Consider the following 13,908-nt stretch of genomic DNA (forward strand, 5'->3'; position numbering starts at 1 on the left):
GTCCTGCTCCCTAAACTACCGGTTGCGATTTCCGCGCCCCAGGGCACGGCTCATCTGGGCTGCGATCTGGCCCTGGCTGCGGCGAAAGCCCTGAACGTCGGGTGTGGTGATGTTCATCACCACGTTCACCGCCCGTCCGCCGCCCGAGTTGCGCACCCCCAGTTTGCCGTCGGGTCCGCGCGCCAGCGGCATGATCGCCTCGGGGCCGGCCTCGCCCATCAACCCGGTCGCACCGCGCATCGGAAAGGTGGTCGGCCCGGTGACCACTCCGCCATTGGCAAAAGGCATGACGCGTCCTTGGGCGAAACTGCCGCCGTCGGCAAAGGGCAGCAGCCCCTGCACCAGGCCACCGACCGTATTGGCCAGCATGCCGCCGAAATGATCCGTCACCGGCTTGATCGCCGCCGAATAGGCCGTGCGGATCATGGAGTTCTTCAGCACGTCCAGCGCGTCCGACAGGTTCATTCCGTCCAGAACCACGCCGTCGAAGGCCTTGCGCAGCCCGCTCGACATGCCCCGCTCCAGGGTGGCGACATCCTTCCCGGTCTCTTCGAAAGCGGCGCTGATCCGCTTCATCTGGGCATCGAAGGCCGCCGCCATCGTGGCGGCATCGCCCAGGGCATCGCCCAGCGCCTCGCCGCGCTCCTGCAGGTCGTCAAACCCGTCCCGATCCGTCATCACGCTCTCCTTGTATCTTGTCGGGCCAGGCGGCCAGCAACCTGTCCAGCCGCGCCCGGTTCATCGCCGGCATCCCGCGGCCCTGCCCCAGCATCAGCCGCAGTTCGGCCGGGGTCAGACGCCAGAACTGATCCGGCGTCAGCCGCAGCTCGTGCAGCCCGGCACGCATCAGGCCGGGCCAGTCAAAGCCGCTCATGACTCACCCGGCACCATGAAGGCCCGCGCCAGCAGCTCGGCCGCCGCCCGCGCCGCCGCCATCGGGCCGCCCTCTATCTCGGCCCGCAACATGTCGGCGCGGGTCACATCCATCCCGCCACCGCGCAACCCCGCCAAGATCAGCGCCAGCACGTCACCGCTGGAATAGGCGCCGCTCTCGAACCGCTGCACCAGTTCCACCAAAGACCCTGCGCCCAGCTCCTGCTCCAGCTCGGCCAACGCGCCCAGCGTCAGCTTCAGCACCCGGCGCTGGCCATCGACCACCAGCGCCACTTCTCCCGCCCACGGATTGACCATCACAACGCCACGAAGGTCAGAGCACCGGCGCTGGCCAGGCTCATCTCATAGGTCGCTTCGCCATTATGCGAGCCGGCATACTCGATCCCGGTCACTTGGAACGGTCCTTCGACGATGCCGAAATCGGGGATGATCACCTGAAAGGCGGGCGTTTCACCTTCAAAGAACAACTGCCGCGCGCGCTCATCCGTGCCGGCGTCCTTGAACACGCCCGATCCGGAAATCGAGGCCGACTTGCCCCCCGCCCCCGACAGCAGCTCGCGCCAGCCGCCTTGGCTCTCCAACGAGGTGACATCCACGCTTTCCGCGTTGAAACTGATCCGCGTGGCCCGCAGCCCCGCGATTGTTTCGAACAGACCCGTGCCGTTCATGTCCACCTTGACCAGCAGGTCCTTACCGTTCTGGGCACCCATATGCTCTCTCCATTGATTGTTTAGTTGTCTTCCACGCGGGCGCGGAATCTCAGGTCGATCTGCCGGATCGAGCCGCCGGTCCCGGTGCGCCGGGCCGAGGCCCGCTCGAACCACAGCCCCACCAGCCGCCCCCGATCCAGCGTCAGCGCGGCCCCGTCCAGCGCGTCGCACACCGCCCCGGCCAAGGTCTTGGCCGCGCCGAAGCCGGCAGCCTCCGAGACCACCGATACGGTGAACCGATGCAAAGTGCCCTGCCCCGTCTTGTCCGAGGCGTCGCGCACCTCTTCCGGACCCAGGGTGACGTAGGTCTGCGGCAATGTCCCCGAAGGCACCGCGTCATAAACCGCGTCGCCGACCTGGGCCAAAATGCCCCTGTCGTTGACAAGTTGCTGGAACACAGCCGCCTGCAGCGCGGCCGAAACGCCATAGCTCATGCCGCCACCTCCTCATCCGCGAAACAGGTCAGATAGCGACCGGCCGGGTCGTATTCGGCCACGGCGCGGATCACGAAGCGCCGCTCGCCCTCGCGAAACCTCTGATCGGGTGCCGGGCGCATCGACGACCCCTCGGGCGCGCCACGCACAACGATGCGGTAACTCACGCGCGACACCGGCACATTCGCGACCGCGCGCTCGGTGCCGGTCCGGGCGGTCACCTCAGCCCACAGCGTGCCCAGAGGCGCCCACGTCTCGGCATAGCCGCCCGCGCCATCGGCTACCCGCACCGGGGCCTCCAGCACCAGCTGCCGGATCAGGCGGGGCGCGCTCATTGCATCACCCCCGCGCCGAAACGCACCATGCGATAGCGCTGGATCAGGCTGGTCACGCCGAAGGGCATGCAGCCGTCACTCAGGCTGGTCTCGTCGCGATACTCATAGTAATGCGCCGCCAGCAGCAGCACCGCCTGCCCCAGATCCGCCGGCAGCCCGCCCCAATCCGCCGCCATCCCAGCCGTCAGCGCGATGGTCACCTCTCCACCGGTGGGAATGGCGGGCAGGCAAGCCCCCATTGGGCGCAGGCAAGGGCGCTGGTTGTCGCGCTCCAGGCGGTAGGTCCCGGGCGCCACCACCTGCTGAGTGCCTTGCGCGTCGGTCAGCGTCACCGCGTCGATACTCGTCACCGGCGCGACCGGCAGAACCTCGCCCGCGTCGTTGCGCCAGCGGCTCAGGGTCCAGGTGAAACTGCGCGATATCAGCACTTTGCCCGTGCGCGCCTCGATCGCGGCCATCGCCGCCCTCAGGAACCCCTTCAACACGTCGTCCTGCAGGCTGATCTCGGCAAATCCCGTGCCCAGCCGCAGATGCGCTTTGAACTGATCCACCGGCAGCGCCGCATCCGCGATGGCGGTTTCTTCGATCAACATCATCCATTCACTCCGCAATCTCGGACCCCTCCGGGGGCCGCATCCTTGGAAAATGGCGGGCACGTGCCGCCCCACGTTGCTCGGACGGAGGGGAGCAGCTAGACAACGCGGGGGATCTCACCCCGGCCCGCGCCCGCCGCCCGAGGGACCGGTCCACCGGCCCCCCGGATCCGTCACCGCTTAGGCGGTGCCGAATTTCACCAGCTTGATCGCGGCAAAGTCGCTGATGTCGCCGCCCACGCGCTTGGTGGCATAGAACAGGACATGCGGCTTGGCGCTGAACGGGTCGCGAAGCACGCGCAGGTCGGGGCGCTCGGCGATGGTGTAGCCGGCCGAGAAGTCACCGAAGGCGATCGAGAAGCTGTCGGTGCCCGGATCGGGCATATCCTCGGCGATCAGCACCGGATAACCCATCAGGCGCGCGGGCTCACCCGCAGCCAGGCCATCGGACCACAGGAAGCGGCCGTCGGCATCCTTCAGCTTGCGGATCACGCCCGCGGTTTTCGAGTTCATCACGAAGGTGCCGTTCACGCGGTACTGCGCGCCCAGCGCATAGACCACGTCAACGATCGCATCCGCGTCGATGCCGCCCGAAACACCCGTGGGCACATAGCCCAGGTTGCCCCAGGTCCAGACGTCGTTGTCCACCGCCGGATGGCTCAGGATGCCCTTCGGCTTGTCGATGCCGTCGCCGTTGATGAAAGCCGCCGCCTCGGCGCGGGCGAACTTGTCGGCGATACGGCCAGCCAGCCAGCCCTCGACGTCGAATGCGCTGTCATCCAGCAGCCGCTGCGAGGCCTTGGGCAGCGCGCTCAGCTCGTGCAGCGGGATCGAGATGCGGTCGATCGACGGGGTGCCGGTCTCGGTGGCGGCCGCGGTTTCATCGGCCCAGCCCGCGCCCACATCGGTGTGGTCGATCAGCACGTCGAACGAATTCGCCTCTACATTCACGACCGACGCAATCGAGCGGATCGACGAGGTGGATTTCAGCACCGACTTGATCATCTCGGCGGTCTGCGGATCGACCAAATAGCCGCCATCGCTGTTGACGGCCGCCGACAGCGACTTGGCCTCGATTTCCAGCCCGCGCAGGGCATCGTCATCGCCCGAGCGCACATAGGCGTCAAAGGCCTTCTGGTGCGGCGCTTCCTCCAGGGTCGAGGCCGCAAGATGCGGGCGCGCCGCGATGGTTGATTTACGATCCAGCATGGTCAGTCGCTCTTCTGTCTGTTGCAGTTTGTGTTGAACTTCAGCCTTCAGGCCCTTGAATTCACTAACGAAGCCAGCCATCGCCTGCTTCACCTCCTGAACCAGGGGCACACCCTCTCCGGTCAAGGCCGCGGTCTCGGTCTTGCTCATCAGCACTTCCTTTCTGGGTGGGGGTTGAGGCGCGCTAGGGTCGCGCCAGCTCCTGCCGGGCGCTCTGGAACACCTCGGCAATACTGCGCCAGGTGTCCTCGGCATCGGGGTCCGTCCCCTTTGCCGCCACCCGCGCACTGGGCAGCATCGGGAAGGTCACCAGCGACACCTCCCACAGCTCCAGTTCCGTCAAGAGCCGCCGGCCCTTGTCATCCTTCACGGCCCGCTTGGTGCGATAGCCGATCGACAGCCCGTCCAGCGCACCCGCGCGGATCAGCTCGGCCGCTTCGCGCCCCTTCTGGGTGCTTTCCAGCAACCGCCCCTTGACCCACAGGCCGCGCTCGTCCTCGCGCACCTCGTCCCACACGCCGATGGGCTGGGCCGGATCGTGCTGCCACAGCATCTTGACCCGCTGACCGGCCGCCTTCAGCCCGGCCAGCGATGCGGCATAGGCACCTTTCTGCACCACATCGCGGCCCTGATCGACCTGGCCGAACAGGCTGGCATAGCCCTCGATCACCGCATCCTCGGTCACCGACAACCCATCGCCGAACCGCGCGAACTTGCGCTCCAAATCCATGAACAACTCCTCGTAAGCCACTGAATTCATGGCGCCACCGTCAGGAAAGACTGGAACGCCTGCGCCAGGATCACCGCCGCCACGCCATAGACGGTCAGCCACAACCGCCGCTCCAGCCGTTCCATCATTTCCTCGATCTGATCCAGCCGCCTGCACAGATGCGCATGCTGGATCTCGGCCACCCTCTCATGCGCGGCCAGACGCAGGCCCGGCGCGCAGTCAAAGGGCGGGTACCCCGGCGTGTCAGCCATCCGCCGTCTCCGCCAGCGCCGGCAGGCCCAGCAGAGCACGCTTTTCGGCATCCGTCAGGAAATCGGCATTGGCCACCCGCGCCCATTGCGCGTCACGCTCCGTCGCCAGCGCCGGCACCTGGTCCAGATCGGGCTTCAGCACCAGATCTTCGCCGGTAAAGCCCGACAACCAGTCCGACAACGCCGCCGCCACCCGCGTCACCAGGGGCAGAACGGTCAGGCGATAGAACGCCCGGTTGGCCTCCTGATAGTTCGAATAGGTCGCGTCCCCCTGGATCCCCAGCAGCATCGGCGGGACACCGAAGGCCAGCGCGATCTCGCGGGCGGCGGCTTCCTTGGTCTTCTGAAACTCCATGTCCGAGGGGGAAAAGCCCATCGGCTTCCAATCCAGCCCCCCTTCCAGAACCATCGGACGCCCGGCGTTGCGCGCCCCGCGATAGTTCGCCTCGATCTCGTCGCTCAGGCGGCGGAACTGTTCCTCGGCCATCCCGCCCTGCCCGTCGCCGCCCTTCCACACCAGCGCGCCCGAAGGCCGCGCGGCATTGTCCAACAGCGATTTCGACCAGCGCGAGGCGCTGTTGTGCACGTCGATCGCCATCGCCGCCGCCTGCATGGGCGAAAAGCCGTAATGGTCATCCTGCGGATGGAACGACTTGATATGGCAGATGGCCTCGGCCGGGAACCGGTGCGTCTTGCCCCCGGCGGTGTAGTCATAGGCTCTGGGCCAGCCATCCGCCCCCGGCACCACGCTCATCCTGTCGGATCGCAGCACATGCAGCTCGACCGGCAGTCCGCCCTCGGCCTGCACCGCCTCGACATAGGCGTTGCCCGACAGCAGCAGCTGCCCGAACAGCGCCTCCAGCAGCTCGGCCTTGCCCTGCGCCGCGTTCGGCCGGCGCATCAGGCGCAGAACCGGGTGGGTCTCGTACCGCTGCGCGTCGTCCTGCAGAACCAGGGGCAGCGCCGCCGCGGCCTCGGCAATCAGCTTGACCGACCGGAACCCCACCGGGTTGCCCGAAAACCCCGTGCGCGTCAGAGAGGCGGTGTCGCGCGGGCTCCAGGCGACTCGCCCGCCGGTCTGCCAGGCCACCACCGGCCCGGCTGCGCTTGCTTTTGCCTCGGGGGCTTTCCCAGCCGATCCACGACGCAAGAAATCGAATACCATGTCCAGATGCTCCTTTCTGCCGCCGCTCTGCCCGGCTTGTTGAAAGGAGTTATGACGGAAAGATCTTTAAGCCTCGGGAATGGGGCGTACGGCCGTTGTGCAACGGCTGGGGAACATGTGCCCGCAGGATAAACCTCGGCATCCGACAGAAATGCGCTACCCTCAGCATCTGAGCATCACGAGGGACCAGCCATGTATGAAAGCGCAGTGAAAACCGGCGGGATCGCCGTCGTGACCGGCGCCGCCAGCGGTGTCGGGCGCGTCGCGGCACAGCGTTTTGCCCAAGCCGGGCTGGACGTCATACTGGCCGATCTTCCGGGACAGGCGCTGGACGAAACGACGCAAGACCTGAAGGCAGGCTTTGACGCGGCAAACATCACCGCGGTGCCGACGGATGTCACCTCTCAAGCCGACATGGAAAATCTGGCCGACACAGCTTTCGCCGCCGGGCAGGTCGCCGTCTTGATGAACAATGCAGGGATCAGCCTGCCGACGAAAACATGGGAGTCATTCGACAACTGGCGGAAAATTCTCGACGTGAACTTTCTGGGGGTGCTGCGCGGCGTCCAAGCCTTTTTGCCCCGCATGATCGAGGCTGACCGCCCGGCCGTCGTCATCAACACCGGGTCAAAGCAGGGGATAACATCTCCGCCAGGCAACCCCGGCTACAACGTGTCCAAGGCCGCCGTCAAAACGCTGACCGAACAGCTCGCGCACGAGCTGCGCGAGGCCGGCGCACCGATCACCGCGCATCTCTTCGTTCCGGGCTTTACCTATACCGGCATGGTCGCGTCATTCCTGCCCGAAAAACCGGCCGCCGCCTGGACCAGCGAGCAGACCGTCGACTATTTCCTCGACCGCATGGCCCAAGGCGATTTCTACATCCTCTGCCCTGACAACGACGTCGATGCCGAACGCGACCGCCGTCGCGTTCAATGGGCCGCCGAGGACATCATCCACAACCGCCCCGCCCTTTCACGCTGGCATCCCGACTACGCCGAGGCCTTCGCAAAGTTCGAAAAACCCAAGGGCTGATCACAAAACCCGCACCCGCGGCCGCCGGTAGACCGCCGCCGGCCCCACCACCAGCTCATGCAGTCCCCAGACCAGCGCATCGACCCGGTCGGGCGAGCCCTGCCCCTCGAACCCCCGCGCGGTCATCTGGCACATCTGTTCCTCCAACGCGTCCAACCCGGCCACATGGACCACCCGCCCCTGCTCATAGAGCGCCGCCACCGGCTCGGCCCGCGCCACCTTCCCGCGCGAGGCCCGCACGGCCCGGAACGGAACCAGAGGGTCCACCTGCCGCACCACCTCTTCCACCAACTGCCCGCCCTGGTTGACCTCGGCCACCAACCGTTCGGCCCCGAACTCGTCCATCGCGTCGATCGCCGCGCGCGCCCAGCCCGCCGGGCCAGCGCCCTGCACCGTCCGGTCGGCCAGCACATAGGCGCGCCAGTCCTCGGGCGGCCCCTGCACCTGCGCGCCGACCACCACGATCCCGCAGGCATCCGCGCCCGATCCGCTCGTCACCGCCGGGTCCAGCGCCACCACCACGCGGTCCAGCTCGGGCACCGCCTTGACCCGCGCCGCATCCAGCATCGAGCCAGTCCACAACGCCCCCTCGGCATCGGCCAGCAGCACCCCGTCCAACTCCTGCCGCCCCAGCCGGGTGCCCGCATAACGCGCGCGCACCTCCTGCAAAAAGGACTCCGCCAGGTTGGCCCGGTTCGCCTCGGTCGGCGCATGGGTCATCACCGTCGACGGTGCCGCCAACAGGTCCTTCAGCACCTTCACGTTGCGCGGCGTCGTGGTCACGCAGACCCGCGGCCGCTCGCCCAGTCGCAGCGCGAATTGCAGCATGTCCCAGGTCTCGCCTGCCTTTTTCCACTTGGCCAGCTCATCCACCCAAGCCGCATCGAACTGCGGCCCCCGCAGCCCCTCGGGGTCATGAGCCGAAAAGGCCTGTGCCTCGGCACCGTTGGGCCAGACCAGCTTGCGTTCCGACGCCTTCCACTGCGGTCGCCGGTCAGGCGGAGAGCACTGCATGATTCCGCTGTCGCCAAAGATCATCACGTCCCGCACCTGGTCAAAGGTCTCACCCACCAGCGCCACGCGCCGGGCCTCACCCTCATCAAACGGCTTGGCCCCCTCGACCACGGATCGCACCCACTCTGCCCCGGCCCGCGTCTTGCCCGCGCCACGCCCGCCCATGATAACCCAAGACCGCCAGTCGCCCTCGGGCGGCAGTTGATGCGGCAGCGCCCAGAACTCGAACAGGAAAGGGAGGGCACATAGCCCTCCCTCCCCGATCTCACTCAGAAACCTGTCCCGCACCGCAGCAGGCGCGGAGGCGAGCCAATCGGCACCCGATCTCAGATCGGGCCCGCTCCAGGTCGAGCGCATAGCCCCCTTGGGCAATTCCCGCTTGTCTGTGACATTGTTCGACAAAGCTTGTCTCCACTTTCTGGCAACTTCGGATCAGCCCCTCTAGCTGCCCGAGTTGTCTGGCTGAACTCGCCAGGTCTGCATCCTCCCCGGTCTCGATCCGCTTGCGCAGGTCTTCCGCCGCTTGCCGCAAACCGCGAATGGACACCTCCAACGACTGCAACAGCTCGGCCGTCCGGGACATCCGCTCTTCCGGGGTAATCAAAGTCATGTTTGCCTGTGACCTCATGCGTGAGTGATCTCCGCACGAGAGAAATGAAAAACGGCCGCCGGGTCGCCCCGGGGCCGTTGCCCACTTCTTCTAGCATGACACAACTTATACGCGAAATCGGGCGCTCAGTCAAGCTCCGACGCAACAGCGCGCAACAAGTAACGCACTGCCAGTGTTAACAAAATCCTAATCCAGATCAGGGACCGCAACCAATTCTGTGATCGGCAAGATTTCCGCGACGGAGTAATTTCCGTCGTGCGTTTCAAAAACGGATTGCACACGCAATCTGCATAAACACCAAGAACCGCAAGCATACGAAAAATTTCTGAAGGACAAAAAATGTACCATCCCCTCAGCTATGTCTCGGTAATCTGTCTGGGAGGCCTGTTGCTCTTCGGCACAGTGGCGCAGGCTCAGACAGGGCACCGCGGACCTGATCTTGGCAAGATCGCCAGCGAGATTGGCATTCCGCAATCTGCGCTCCAAAACTGCCTGGGCGATCGTCCCAAGCCCGGCAAGCGCCCCGAGCGCCTTGACGCGGGTTTAATTGCTTCGTGCCTGTCCAAGGCCGGTCACCCCTCCACCGCACAGGCAGTCGAAAAAGCGCTGGCGGCCGCCGCCCCGACGCCCCGTGGTTGACCATCCATTTGCAACGGATAGGACACCGGCAGCCTTGACTGCCGGTGTCGGCTTGACATTCGCCTCAGCAGCGCTCATCTACGCCACAGCGCTGCCGCGTGAGCACGCGGACCGAACCTAGGTCCGAGATAGCGCCCAATTTTCCCAGTTCCCATTCACGCAGGGTTCTTGACGCAAAAGCCGGATGTTGCGGGACTCGCCCGCAAATCCTGAGGCTGCGCACACTCCCTGCCGGTCGTGCAATCCGCACGGCCAGCTACTCTTGTTCGCGCACGGCCAATGCCGGCGCGGATTACAAAGGAAGACGACTTGTTCGATTTCGACATGCTCGGCCTCGCGCCGGCACTGAACGACGCGCTCGAGCGCGCAAATTTCACTCAACCCACACCGATCCAGAACCAGGCCATCCCGTTGGCCTTGGAAGGACATGACATTCTGGGCCTTGCACAGACCGGCACCGGCAAGACGCTGGCCTTTGGCCTGCCGCTGATCGACCACCTTCTGGCGCAGCCCGGCAAACCGGCACCCAAAACCGCCAAGGCGCTGATCCTCGCCCCAACCCGCGAACTGGTGAACCAGATCGCTGAAAGCCTCCGCACGCTTACCAAAAAGACGAAACTGCGCGTGGCCACAGTTGTCGGCGGACAGTCGATCAACAAACAGATCATGTTTCTTTCGCGTGGGACCGATATTCTTGTCGCGACCCCCGGTCGTTTGATCGACCTGATGGAACGTGGCGCGGTCGATCTCGGCTCGGTTCGGCACCTAGTTCTGGATGAGGCCGACCAGATGCTGGACCTCGGCTTCATCCACGCTCTGCGCAAAATCGCGCCGCAACTGGGCACTCCGCGCCAGACCATGCTGTTCTCGGCCACCATGCCGAAGCAGATGGAGGAACTCAGCCGCGCCTACCTGACCAACCCGCAACGGGTGCAGGTCTCGCCTCCGGGCAAGGCGGCCGACAAGATCACCCAGTCGGTGCATTTCGTTGAAAAGCCGGGAAAGCCCGCCAAGCTGCGCGAGATCCTTTCGCGTGATACCGACGCCCTGACGCTTGTGTTCTCCCGGACCAAGCATGGTGCGGAAAAGCTGATGAAAGGGTTGGTGGCCGACGGCTACAACGCAGCATCGATCCATGGCAACAAGAGCCAGGGCCAGCGGGATCGCGCCATCAAGGCCTTCCGCGCCGGCGAGATCACAGTTCTGGTTGCCACCGACGTGGCAGCCCGTGGCATCGACATTCCAGGGGTGGCCTATGTCATCAACTATGACCTGCCGGACGTTCCTGACAACTATGTGCACCGCATTGGCCGCACCGCTCGGGCCGGCCGCGAAGGCGAAGCCATCGCCTTCTGCGCACCGGATGAATTTGATCTGCTGCGTCAGATTCAGAAATTGATGAAGATCGAGATCCCGGTCGCCAGCGGAGCGGCACCCGAAGCCGCGGAGGCCGCCAAGCCCGGCAATCGCCAGCGCAATCGACGCCGTGGCCCGAAACCGCAGGGCACAAATGGCCTCGCCAACCGTCGGCGCCGTCCGCGCCGCAAATCGGCCGCATAAAAAAACTGCGCGCATGTCTCCTTGCGCGCAGTCTTTTTCCAGGATTTTGACTTTTCATTTCTCAGGCGGGTTGTCCGCCTGATTTATGCTGGCCCTGCTCTCGACCAACGAGCGGATCAGTTACCCGAATTGTTCCGCTCGGCTTCGATCTCACGCCATTTGGCAACGTTTCGGTTGTGTTCCTGCAGCGTCTTGGCGAAGGCATGGCCGCCAGTTCCATCTGCGACGAAGAACACGAAGTCGGTTTCGTCTGGAGCCACGGCAGCTTGCAAGCTGGCCAGTCCCGGGTTGGCAATCGGCGTGGGCGGCAAACCGTCTATCAAATAGGTGTTCCAGGGCGTGTTCCGCCGAAGCTCGCTGCGGCGAAGGCCTCGGCCCAGCGTACCCTGACCCTTGGTCACGCCGTAGATCACTGTGGGATCCGTCTGCAGCTTCATGCCTTGCTTCAGGCGGTTCACAAAGACACTGGCAACCTGACCGCGCTCTTCCGGAATGCCTGTCTCCTTCTCGATGATCGAGGCGAGGATCAGCATTTCTTCGGGGCTGGACAGGGGCAACCCGTCTTGACGCGTCTCCCAAACCCGCGCAATCCGCTCTTGCTGCCGGTCCTGCATCTTTTGCAGCAAAGCCGTTCGCTCATCTCCGGGTGAGATTTCGTAGCTGTCCGGGGCCAACATGCCTTCAGGCGGAATTTCCGAGACCTCTCCGGTCAGGGCATCCACCGCCTTCAGCCCCTCAACGACCTGCCAACTGGTGACACCTTCTGCCAGGGAAACGCGGTATCGCGTATCGGCTTGGTTCCGCTTTTCCTGATAGACTTCAGGGACTTCGTCCTCACCAACGACAAAAGATGCGACCTCGACGAAATTCAGTGTTGCAGGGTCCAGCTCGCGAACCCGTGTCTGAGTGCGGGTCACACCGATGCGGTACTCGACCTCGGTTCCGCATGTGCTGGCGCCGCTGCGGGTGACTTCGTCGATGATTTCCGCCATCGAAGCGCCTTCGGGGATCAGGAAACTACCCGCTTTCAGCTGCTGCGACTTGTCGGTGTAGTCTGCCGCCATACGGAAGATCGTTGCGCTGCTGATCGCGCCCTGATCCTCCAGGTCACGGCTGACCTTGTTCATGTTCGAACCACCCTTCACCCGAAGGCAAATGGCGGTGTCGAGCGGGCCCTCGGCCTTGTACTGCGACTGCCCCCAAAGGATCAGACCGCCAAGAAGAAACATGGCGACCACAAGAAAGGTCAGCGCATTGGATGCCAGAGCCCGCCACATTTACGATGCTTTCCCGAAAATCACGCTGGCATTGGTGCCACCGAAGCCGAATGAATTCGACAGCGCCACGTTGATTTCCCGCTCGCGCTTGGCATTCGGCGCAAGGTCGATCGGCGTTTCCACCGCCGGGTTGTCCAGATTGATCGTCGGCGGGGCGACCTGATCGCGGATCGCAAGGATCGAGAAGATCGCCTCGATCGCGCCCGCGGCCCCCAGCAAGTGCCCGGTGGCCGATTTAGTCGAACTCATCGTCGCCTTGCTGGCATGTTCGCCCAGCAGCCGTTCAACGGCCCCCAGTTCGATCGTGTCGGCCATGGTCGAGGTGCCATGCGCGTTGATATAGTCCAGATCCTTCGGCTCGAGCCCTGCGCTGCGCAGTGCCGCCTTCATCGAGCGTTCCGCCCCGTCGCCATCCTCGGCCGGCGCCGTGATGTGATAGGCATCGCCCGACATCCCATAGCCCAGAACCTCGGCATAGATCTTGGCGCCGCGGGCCACGGCATGCTCGTATTCTTCCAGAACAACGATACCGGCGCCCTCGCCCATCACGAAACCGTCGCGGTCGACGTCATAGGGGCGGCTGGCGGCCTTGGGGTTGTCGGCATATTTGGTCGAAAGCGCCTTGCATGCGTTGAAACCGGCAATCCCGATCTCGCAGATGCAGCCCTCGCCGCCGCCGGCGATCATAACGTCGGCATCGCCCGACCGGATGATACGGCTGGCATCGCCAATCGCGTGGGCACCGGTCGAACAGGCGGTCACCACCGAGTGGTTCGGCCCTTTGAAGCCAAAGCGGATCGAGACCTGACCCGACGCGAGGTTGATCAGCGCGCCCGGGATGAAGAACGGCGACACACGGCGCGGACCCTTGTCACGGATCAGGTTGGCGGTTTCAGCGATCGAGCCCAGACCACCGATGCCCGACCCGATCAGAACGCCGGTGCGCAGACGCTCTTCCTCGTCCTCGGGCAACCAGTTCGCGTCCTTGCAGGCCATCTCGGCAGCAGCGATCGAATACAGGATGAAATCCTCGATCTTGCGCTGTTCCTTGGGCGGCATCCAGTCATCGGGGTTGAAGGTCCCGTTGGTCCCGTCACCGCGGGGCACCTCGCAGGCATAGGTCGTGGTGACCCCTGCGGCTTCGGCATCGAACAAGGTGATCGGGCCGGCACCTGACTCTCCGGCCAGCAGCCGCGACCAGGTTTCCTCGACCCCGCTGGCCAGTGGAGTGACCAATCCCAGACCGGTTACAACGACTCTGCGCATGAAATGCCTCTTGCCTGCTTCCTGTTTGAGAAACGCTCATACCCCGGCCCGGGGTCCGGGGGCAAGAGCAACAGCGTATTCCGCACCGGCAGCTTGCCGCCTGCCCCCGCGCCATACGCCGCGCCCGGCCAGAGGAGAACTACTCGGGTCGCCCCCGACGACCTGTCAGGGGCGGCTCGGATGGAT

The 13,908-nt window shown here is 64.8% G+C and carries 17 protein-coding genes; 3 read left to right on the top strand and 14 right to left on the bottom strand.

Annotated features, from left to right (window positions below; all coding sequences use genetic code 11):
• Positions 1-15 precede the first annotated feature (15 nt).
• From GOW72_RS07235 to GOW72_RS07285, 11 genes are all read right to left on the bottom strand, one after another.
• A complete protein-coding gene (locus tag GOW72_RS07235; protein ID WP_005982489.1) occupies positions 16-678 on the bottom strand; it encodes a phage tail tape measure protein in 663 nt (220 codons plus the stop codon).
• A complete protein-coding gene (locus GOW72_RS07240) occupies positions 656-874 on the bottom strand; it encodes a rcc01693 family protein (protein ID WP_170358769.1) in 219 nt (72 codons plus the stop codon). The genes GOW72_RS07235 and GOW72_RS07240 overlap by 23 nt, the downstream gene beginning before the upstream one ends.
• Positions 871-1,191 carry a gene transfer agent family protein gene (locus tag GOW72_RS07245; protein WP_170358767.1) on the bottom strand — a complete coding sequence of 107 codons (321 nt, stop codon included), beginning with the start codon at positions 1,189-1,191 and terminating at the stop codon, positions 871-873. Before GOW72_RS07245 ends, GOW72_RS07240 begins: the two co-directional genes overlap by 4 nt.
• Positions 1,191-1,604, bottom strand: a complete 414-nt coding sequence (locus GOW72_RS07250) for a phage major tail protein, TP901-1 family (RefSeq protein ID WP_170366301.1) — start codon at positions 1,602-1,604, stop codon at positions 1,191-1,193. The genes GOW72_RS07245 and GOW72_RS07250 overlap by 1 nt, the downstream gene beginning before the upstream one ends.
• A gap of 20 nt (positions 1,605-1,624) precedes the next feature.
• Entirely contained in the window at positions 1,625-2,038 is a 414-nt protein-coding gene (locus GOW72_RS07255; protein ID WP_170366303.1) for a DUF3168 domain-containing protein, read from the bottom strand.
• Entirely contained in the window at positions 2,035-2,373 is a 339-nt protein-coding gene (locus GOW72_RS07260; protein ID WP_170366305.1) for a head-tail adaptor protein, read from the bottom strand. Before GOW72_RS07260 ends, GOW72_RS07255 begins: the two co-directional genes overlap by 4 nt.
• Positions 2,370-2,969: a head-tail connector protein gene (locus GOW72_RS07265; protein WP_170366307.1), complete on the bottom strand. Its 600-nt coding sequence runs from the start codon at positions 2,967-2,969 to the stop codon at positions 2,370-2,372. Before GOW72_RS07265 ends, GOW72_RS07260 begins: the two co-directional genes overlap by 4 nt.
• A 177-nt stretch (positions 2,970-3,146) precedes the next feature.
• The gene (locus GOW72_RS07270) at positions 3,147-4,325 is read right to left on the bottom strand and encodes a phage major capsid protein (RefSeq protein ID WP_170366309.1); all 1,179 of its coding nucleotides are present in this window, start codon (positions 4,323-4,325) and stop codon (positions 3,147-3,149) included.
• Between the two features lie 34 nt (positions 4,326-4,359).
• Positions 4,360-4,905: an HK97 family phage prohead protease gene (locus GOW72_RS07275; RefSeq protein WP_149774850.1), complete on the bottom strand. Its 546-nt coding sequence runs from the start codon at positions 4,903-4,905 to the stop codon at positions 4,360-4,362.
• 26 nt (positions 4,906-4,931) lie between these two features.
• The gene (locus GOW72_RS07280) at positions 4,932-5,156 is read right to left on the bottom strand and encodes a GTA head formation protein, RCAP_rcc01685 family (protein ID WP_093962401.1); all 225 of its coding nucleotides are present in this window, start codon (positions 5,154-5,156) and stop codon (positions 4,932-4,934) included.
• Positions 5,149-6,321, bottom strand: coding sequence for a phage portal protein (locus tag GOW72_RS07285; protein WP_170366310.1), 1,173 nt, complete (start codon positions 6,319-6,321; stop codon positions 5,149-5,151). The genes GOW72_RS07280 and GOW72_RS07285 overlap by 8 nt, the downstream gene beginning before the upstream one ends.
• A 192-nt stretch (positions 6,322-6,513) precedes the next feature.
• On the opposite strand from GOW72_RS07285, the gene GOW72_RS07290 reads away from it, so the two are divergent.
• Complete coding sequence (locus GOW72_RS07290; protein ID WP_170366313.1) at positions 6,514-7,356, top strand: SDR family NAD(P)-dependent oxidoreductase; 843 nt, start codon at positions 6,514-6,516, stop codon at positions 7,354-7,356.
• Here the strand turns inward: GOW72_RS07290 and GOW72_RS07295 are convergent, their stop codons facing one another.
• On the bottom strand, positions 7,357-8,727 hold the full coding sequence (locus GOW72_RS07295) for a DNA-packaging protein (RefSeq protein WP_244952356.1): 1,371 nt from the start codon (positions 8,725-8,727) through the stop codon (positions 7,357-7,359).
• Positions 8,728-9,319: 592 nt separating this feature from the next.
• Between GOW72_RS07295 and GOW72_RS07300 the strand changes: the two genes are divergently transcribed.
• Positions 9,320-9,619 (top strand): hypothetical protein, encoded by a 300-nt coding sequence (locus tag GOW72_RS07300; protein ID WP_170366315.1) that lies wholly within the window; start codon positions 9,320-9,322, stop codon positions 9,617-9,619.
• 309 nt (positions 9,620-9,928) lie between these two features.
• Positions 9,929-11,179, top strand: a complete 1,251-nt coding sequence (locus GOW72_RS07305) for a DEAD/DEAH box helicase (protein ID WP_170358751.1) — start codon at positions 9,929-9,931, stop codon at positions 11,177-11,179.
• Positions 11,180-11,295: 116 nt separating this feature from the next.
• Here the strand turns inward: GOW72_RS07305 and mltG are convergent, their stop codons facing one another.
• Together mltG and fabF are read right to left on the bottom strand one after the other, a co-directional pair.
• Complete coding sequence (gene mltG / locus GOW72_RS07310; RefSeq protein WP_170338572.1) at positions 11,296-12,456, bottom strand: endolytic transglycosylase MltG; 1,161 nt, start codon at positions 12,454-12,456, stop codon at positions 11,296-11,298.
• Entirely contained in the window at positions 12,457-13,722 is a 1,266-nt protein-coding gene (fabF, locus tag GOW72_RS07315; protein ID WP_170338075.1) for a beta-ketoacyl-ACP synthase II, read from the bottom strand.
• Between the last annotated feature and the right edge of the window lie 186 nt (positions 13,723-13,908).

This window comes from Ruegeria arenilitoris, assembly GCF_013032855.1.
In the GTDB taxonomy this organism is placed as follows: Bacteria; Pseudomonadota; Alphaproteobacteria; order Rhodobacterales; family Rhodobacteraceae; genus Ruegeria; species Ruegeria arenilitoris.

What these genes read in the sequence shown, in the direction of transcription:
- GOW72_RS07235 (WP_005982489.1), bottom strand. Translation starts at nt 678, where the DNA reads ATGACGGATCGGGACGGGTTTGACGACCTGCAGGAGCGCGGCGAGGCG.
- GOW72_RS07240 (WP_170358769.1), bottom strand. Translation starts at nt 874, where the DNA reads ATGAGCGGCTTTGACTGGCCCGGCCTGATGCGTGCCGGGCTGCACGAG.
- GOW72_RS07245 (WP_170358767.1), bottom strand. Translation starts at nt 1,191, where the DNA reads ATGGTCAATCCGTGGGCGGGAGAAGTGGCGCTGGTGGTCGATGGCCAG.
- GOW72_RS07250 (WP_170366301.1), bottom strand. Translation starts at nt 1,604, where the DNA reads ATGGGTGCCCAGAACGGTAAGGACCTGCTGGTCAAGGTGGACATGAAC.
- GOW72_RS07255 (WP_170366303.1), bottom strand. Translation starts at nt 2,038, where the DNA reads ATGAGCTATGGCGTTTCGGCCGCGCTGCAGGCGGCTGTGTTCCAGCAA.
- GOW72_RS07260 (WP_170366305.1), bottom strand. Translation starts at nt 2,373, where the DNA reads ATGAGCGCGCCCCGCCTGATCCGGCAGCTGGTGCTGGAGGCCCCGGTG.
- GOW72_RS07265 (WP_170366307.1), bottom strand. Translation starts at nt 2,969, where the DNA reads ATGATGTTGATCGAAGAAACCGCCATCGCGGATGCGGCGCTGCCGGTG.
- GOW72_RS07270 (WP_170366309.1), bottom strand. Translation starts at nt 4,325, where the DNA reads ATGAGCAAGACCGAGACCGCGGCCTTGACCGGAGAGGGTGTGCCCCTG.
- GOW72_RS07275 (WP_149774850.1), bottom strand. Translation starts at nt 4,905, where the DNA reads ATGGATTTGGAGCGCAAGTTCGCGCGGTTCGGCGATGGGTTGTCGGTG.
- GOW72_RS07280 (WP_093962401.1), bottom strand. Translation starts at nt 5,156, where the DNA reads ATGGCTGACACGCCGGGGTACCCGCCCTTTGACTGCGCGCCGGGCCTG.
- GOW72_RS07285 (WP_170366310.1), bottom strand. Translation starts at nt 6,321, where the DNA reads ATGGTATTCGATTTCTTGCGTCGTGGATCGGCTGGGAAAGCCCCCGAG.
- GOW72_RS07290 (WP_170366313.1), top strand. Translation starts at nt 6,514, where the DNA reads ATGTATGAAAGCGCAGTGAAAACCGGCGGGATCGCCGTCGTGACCGGC.
- GOW72_RS07295 (WP_244952356.1), bottom strand. Translation starts at nt 8,727, where the DNA reads ATGCGCTCGACCTGGAGCGGGCCCGATCTGAGATCGGGTGCCGATTGG.
- GOW72_RS07300 (WP_170366315.1), top strand. Translation starts at nt 9,320, where the DNA reads ATGTACCATCCCCTCAGCTATGTCTCGGTAATCTGTCTGGGAGGCCTG.
- mltG (WP_170338572.1), bottom strand. Translation starts at nt 12,456, where the DNA reads ATGTGGCGGGCTCTGGCATCCAATGCGCTGACCTTTCTTGTGGTCGCC.
- fabF (WP_170338075.1), bottom strand. Translation starts at nt 13,722, where the DNA reads ATGCGCAGAGTCGTTGTAACCGGTCTGGGATTGGTCACTCCACTGGCC.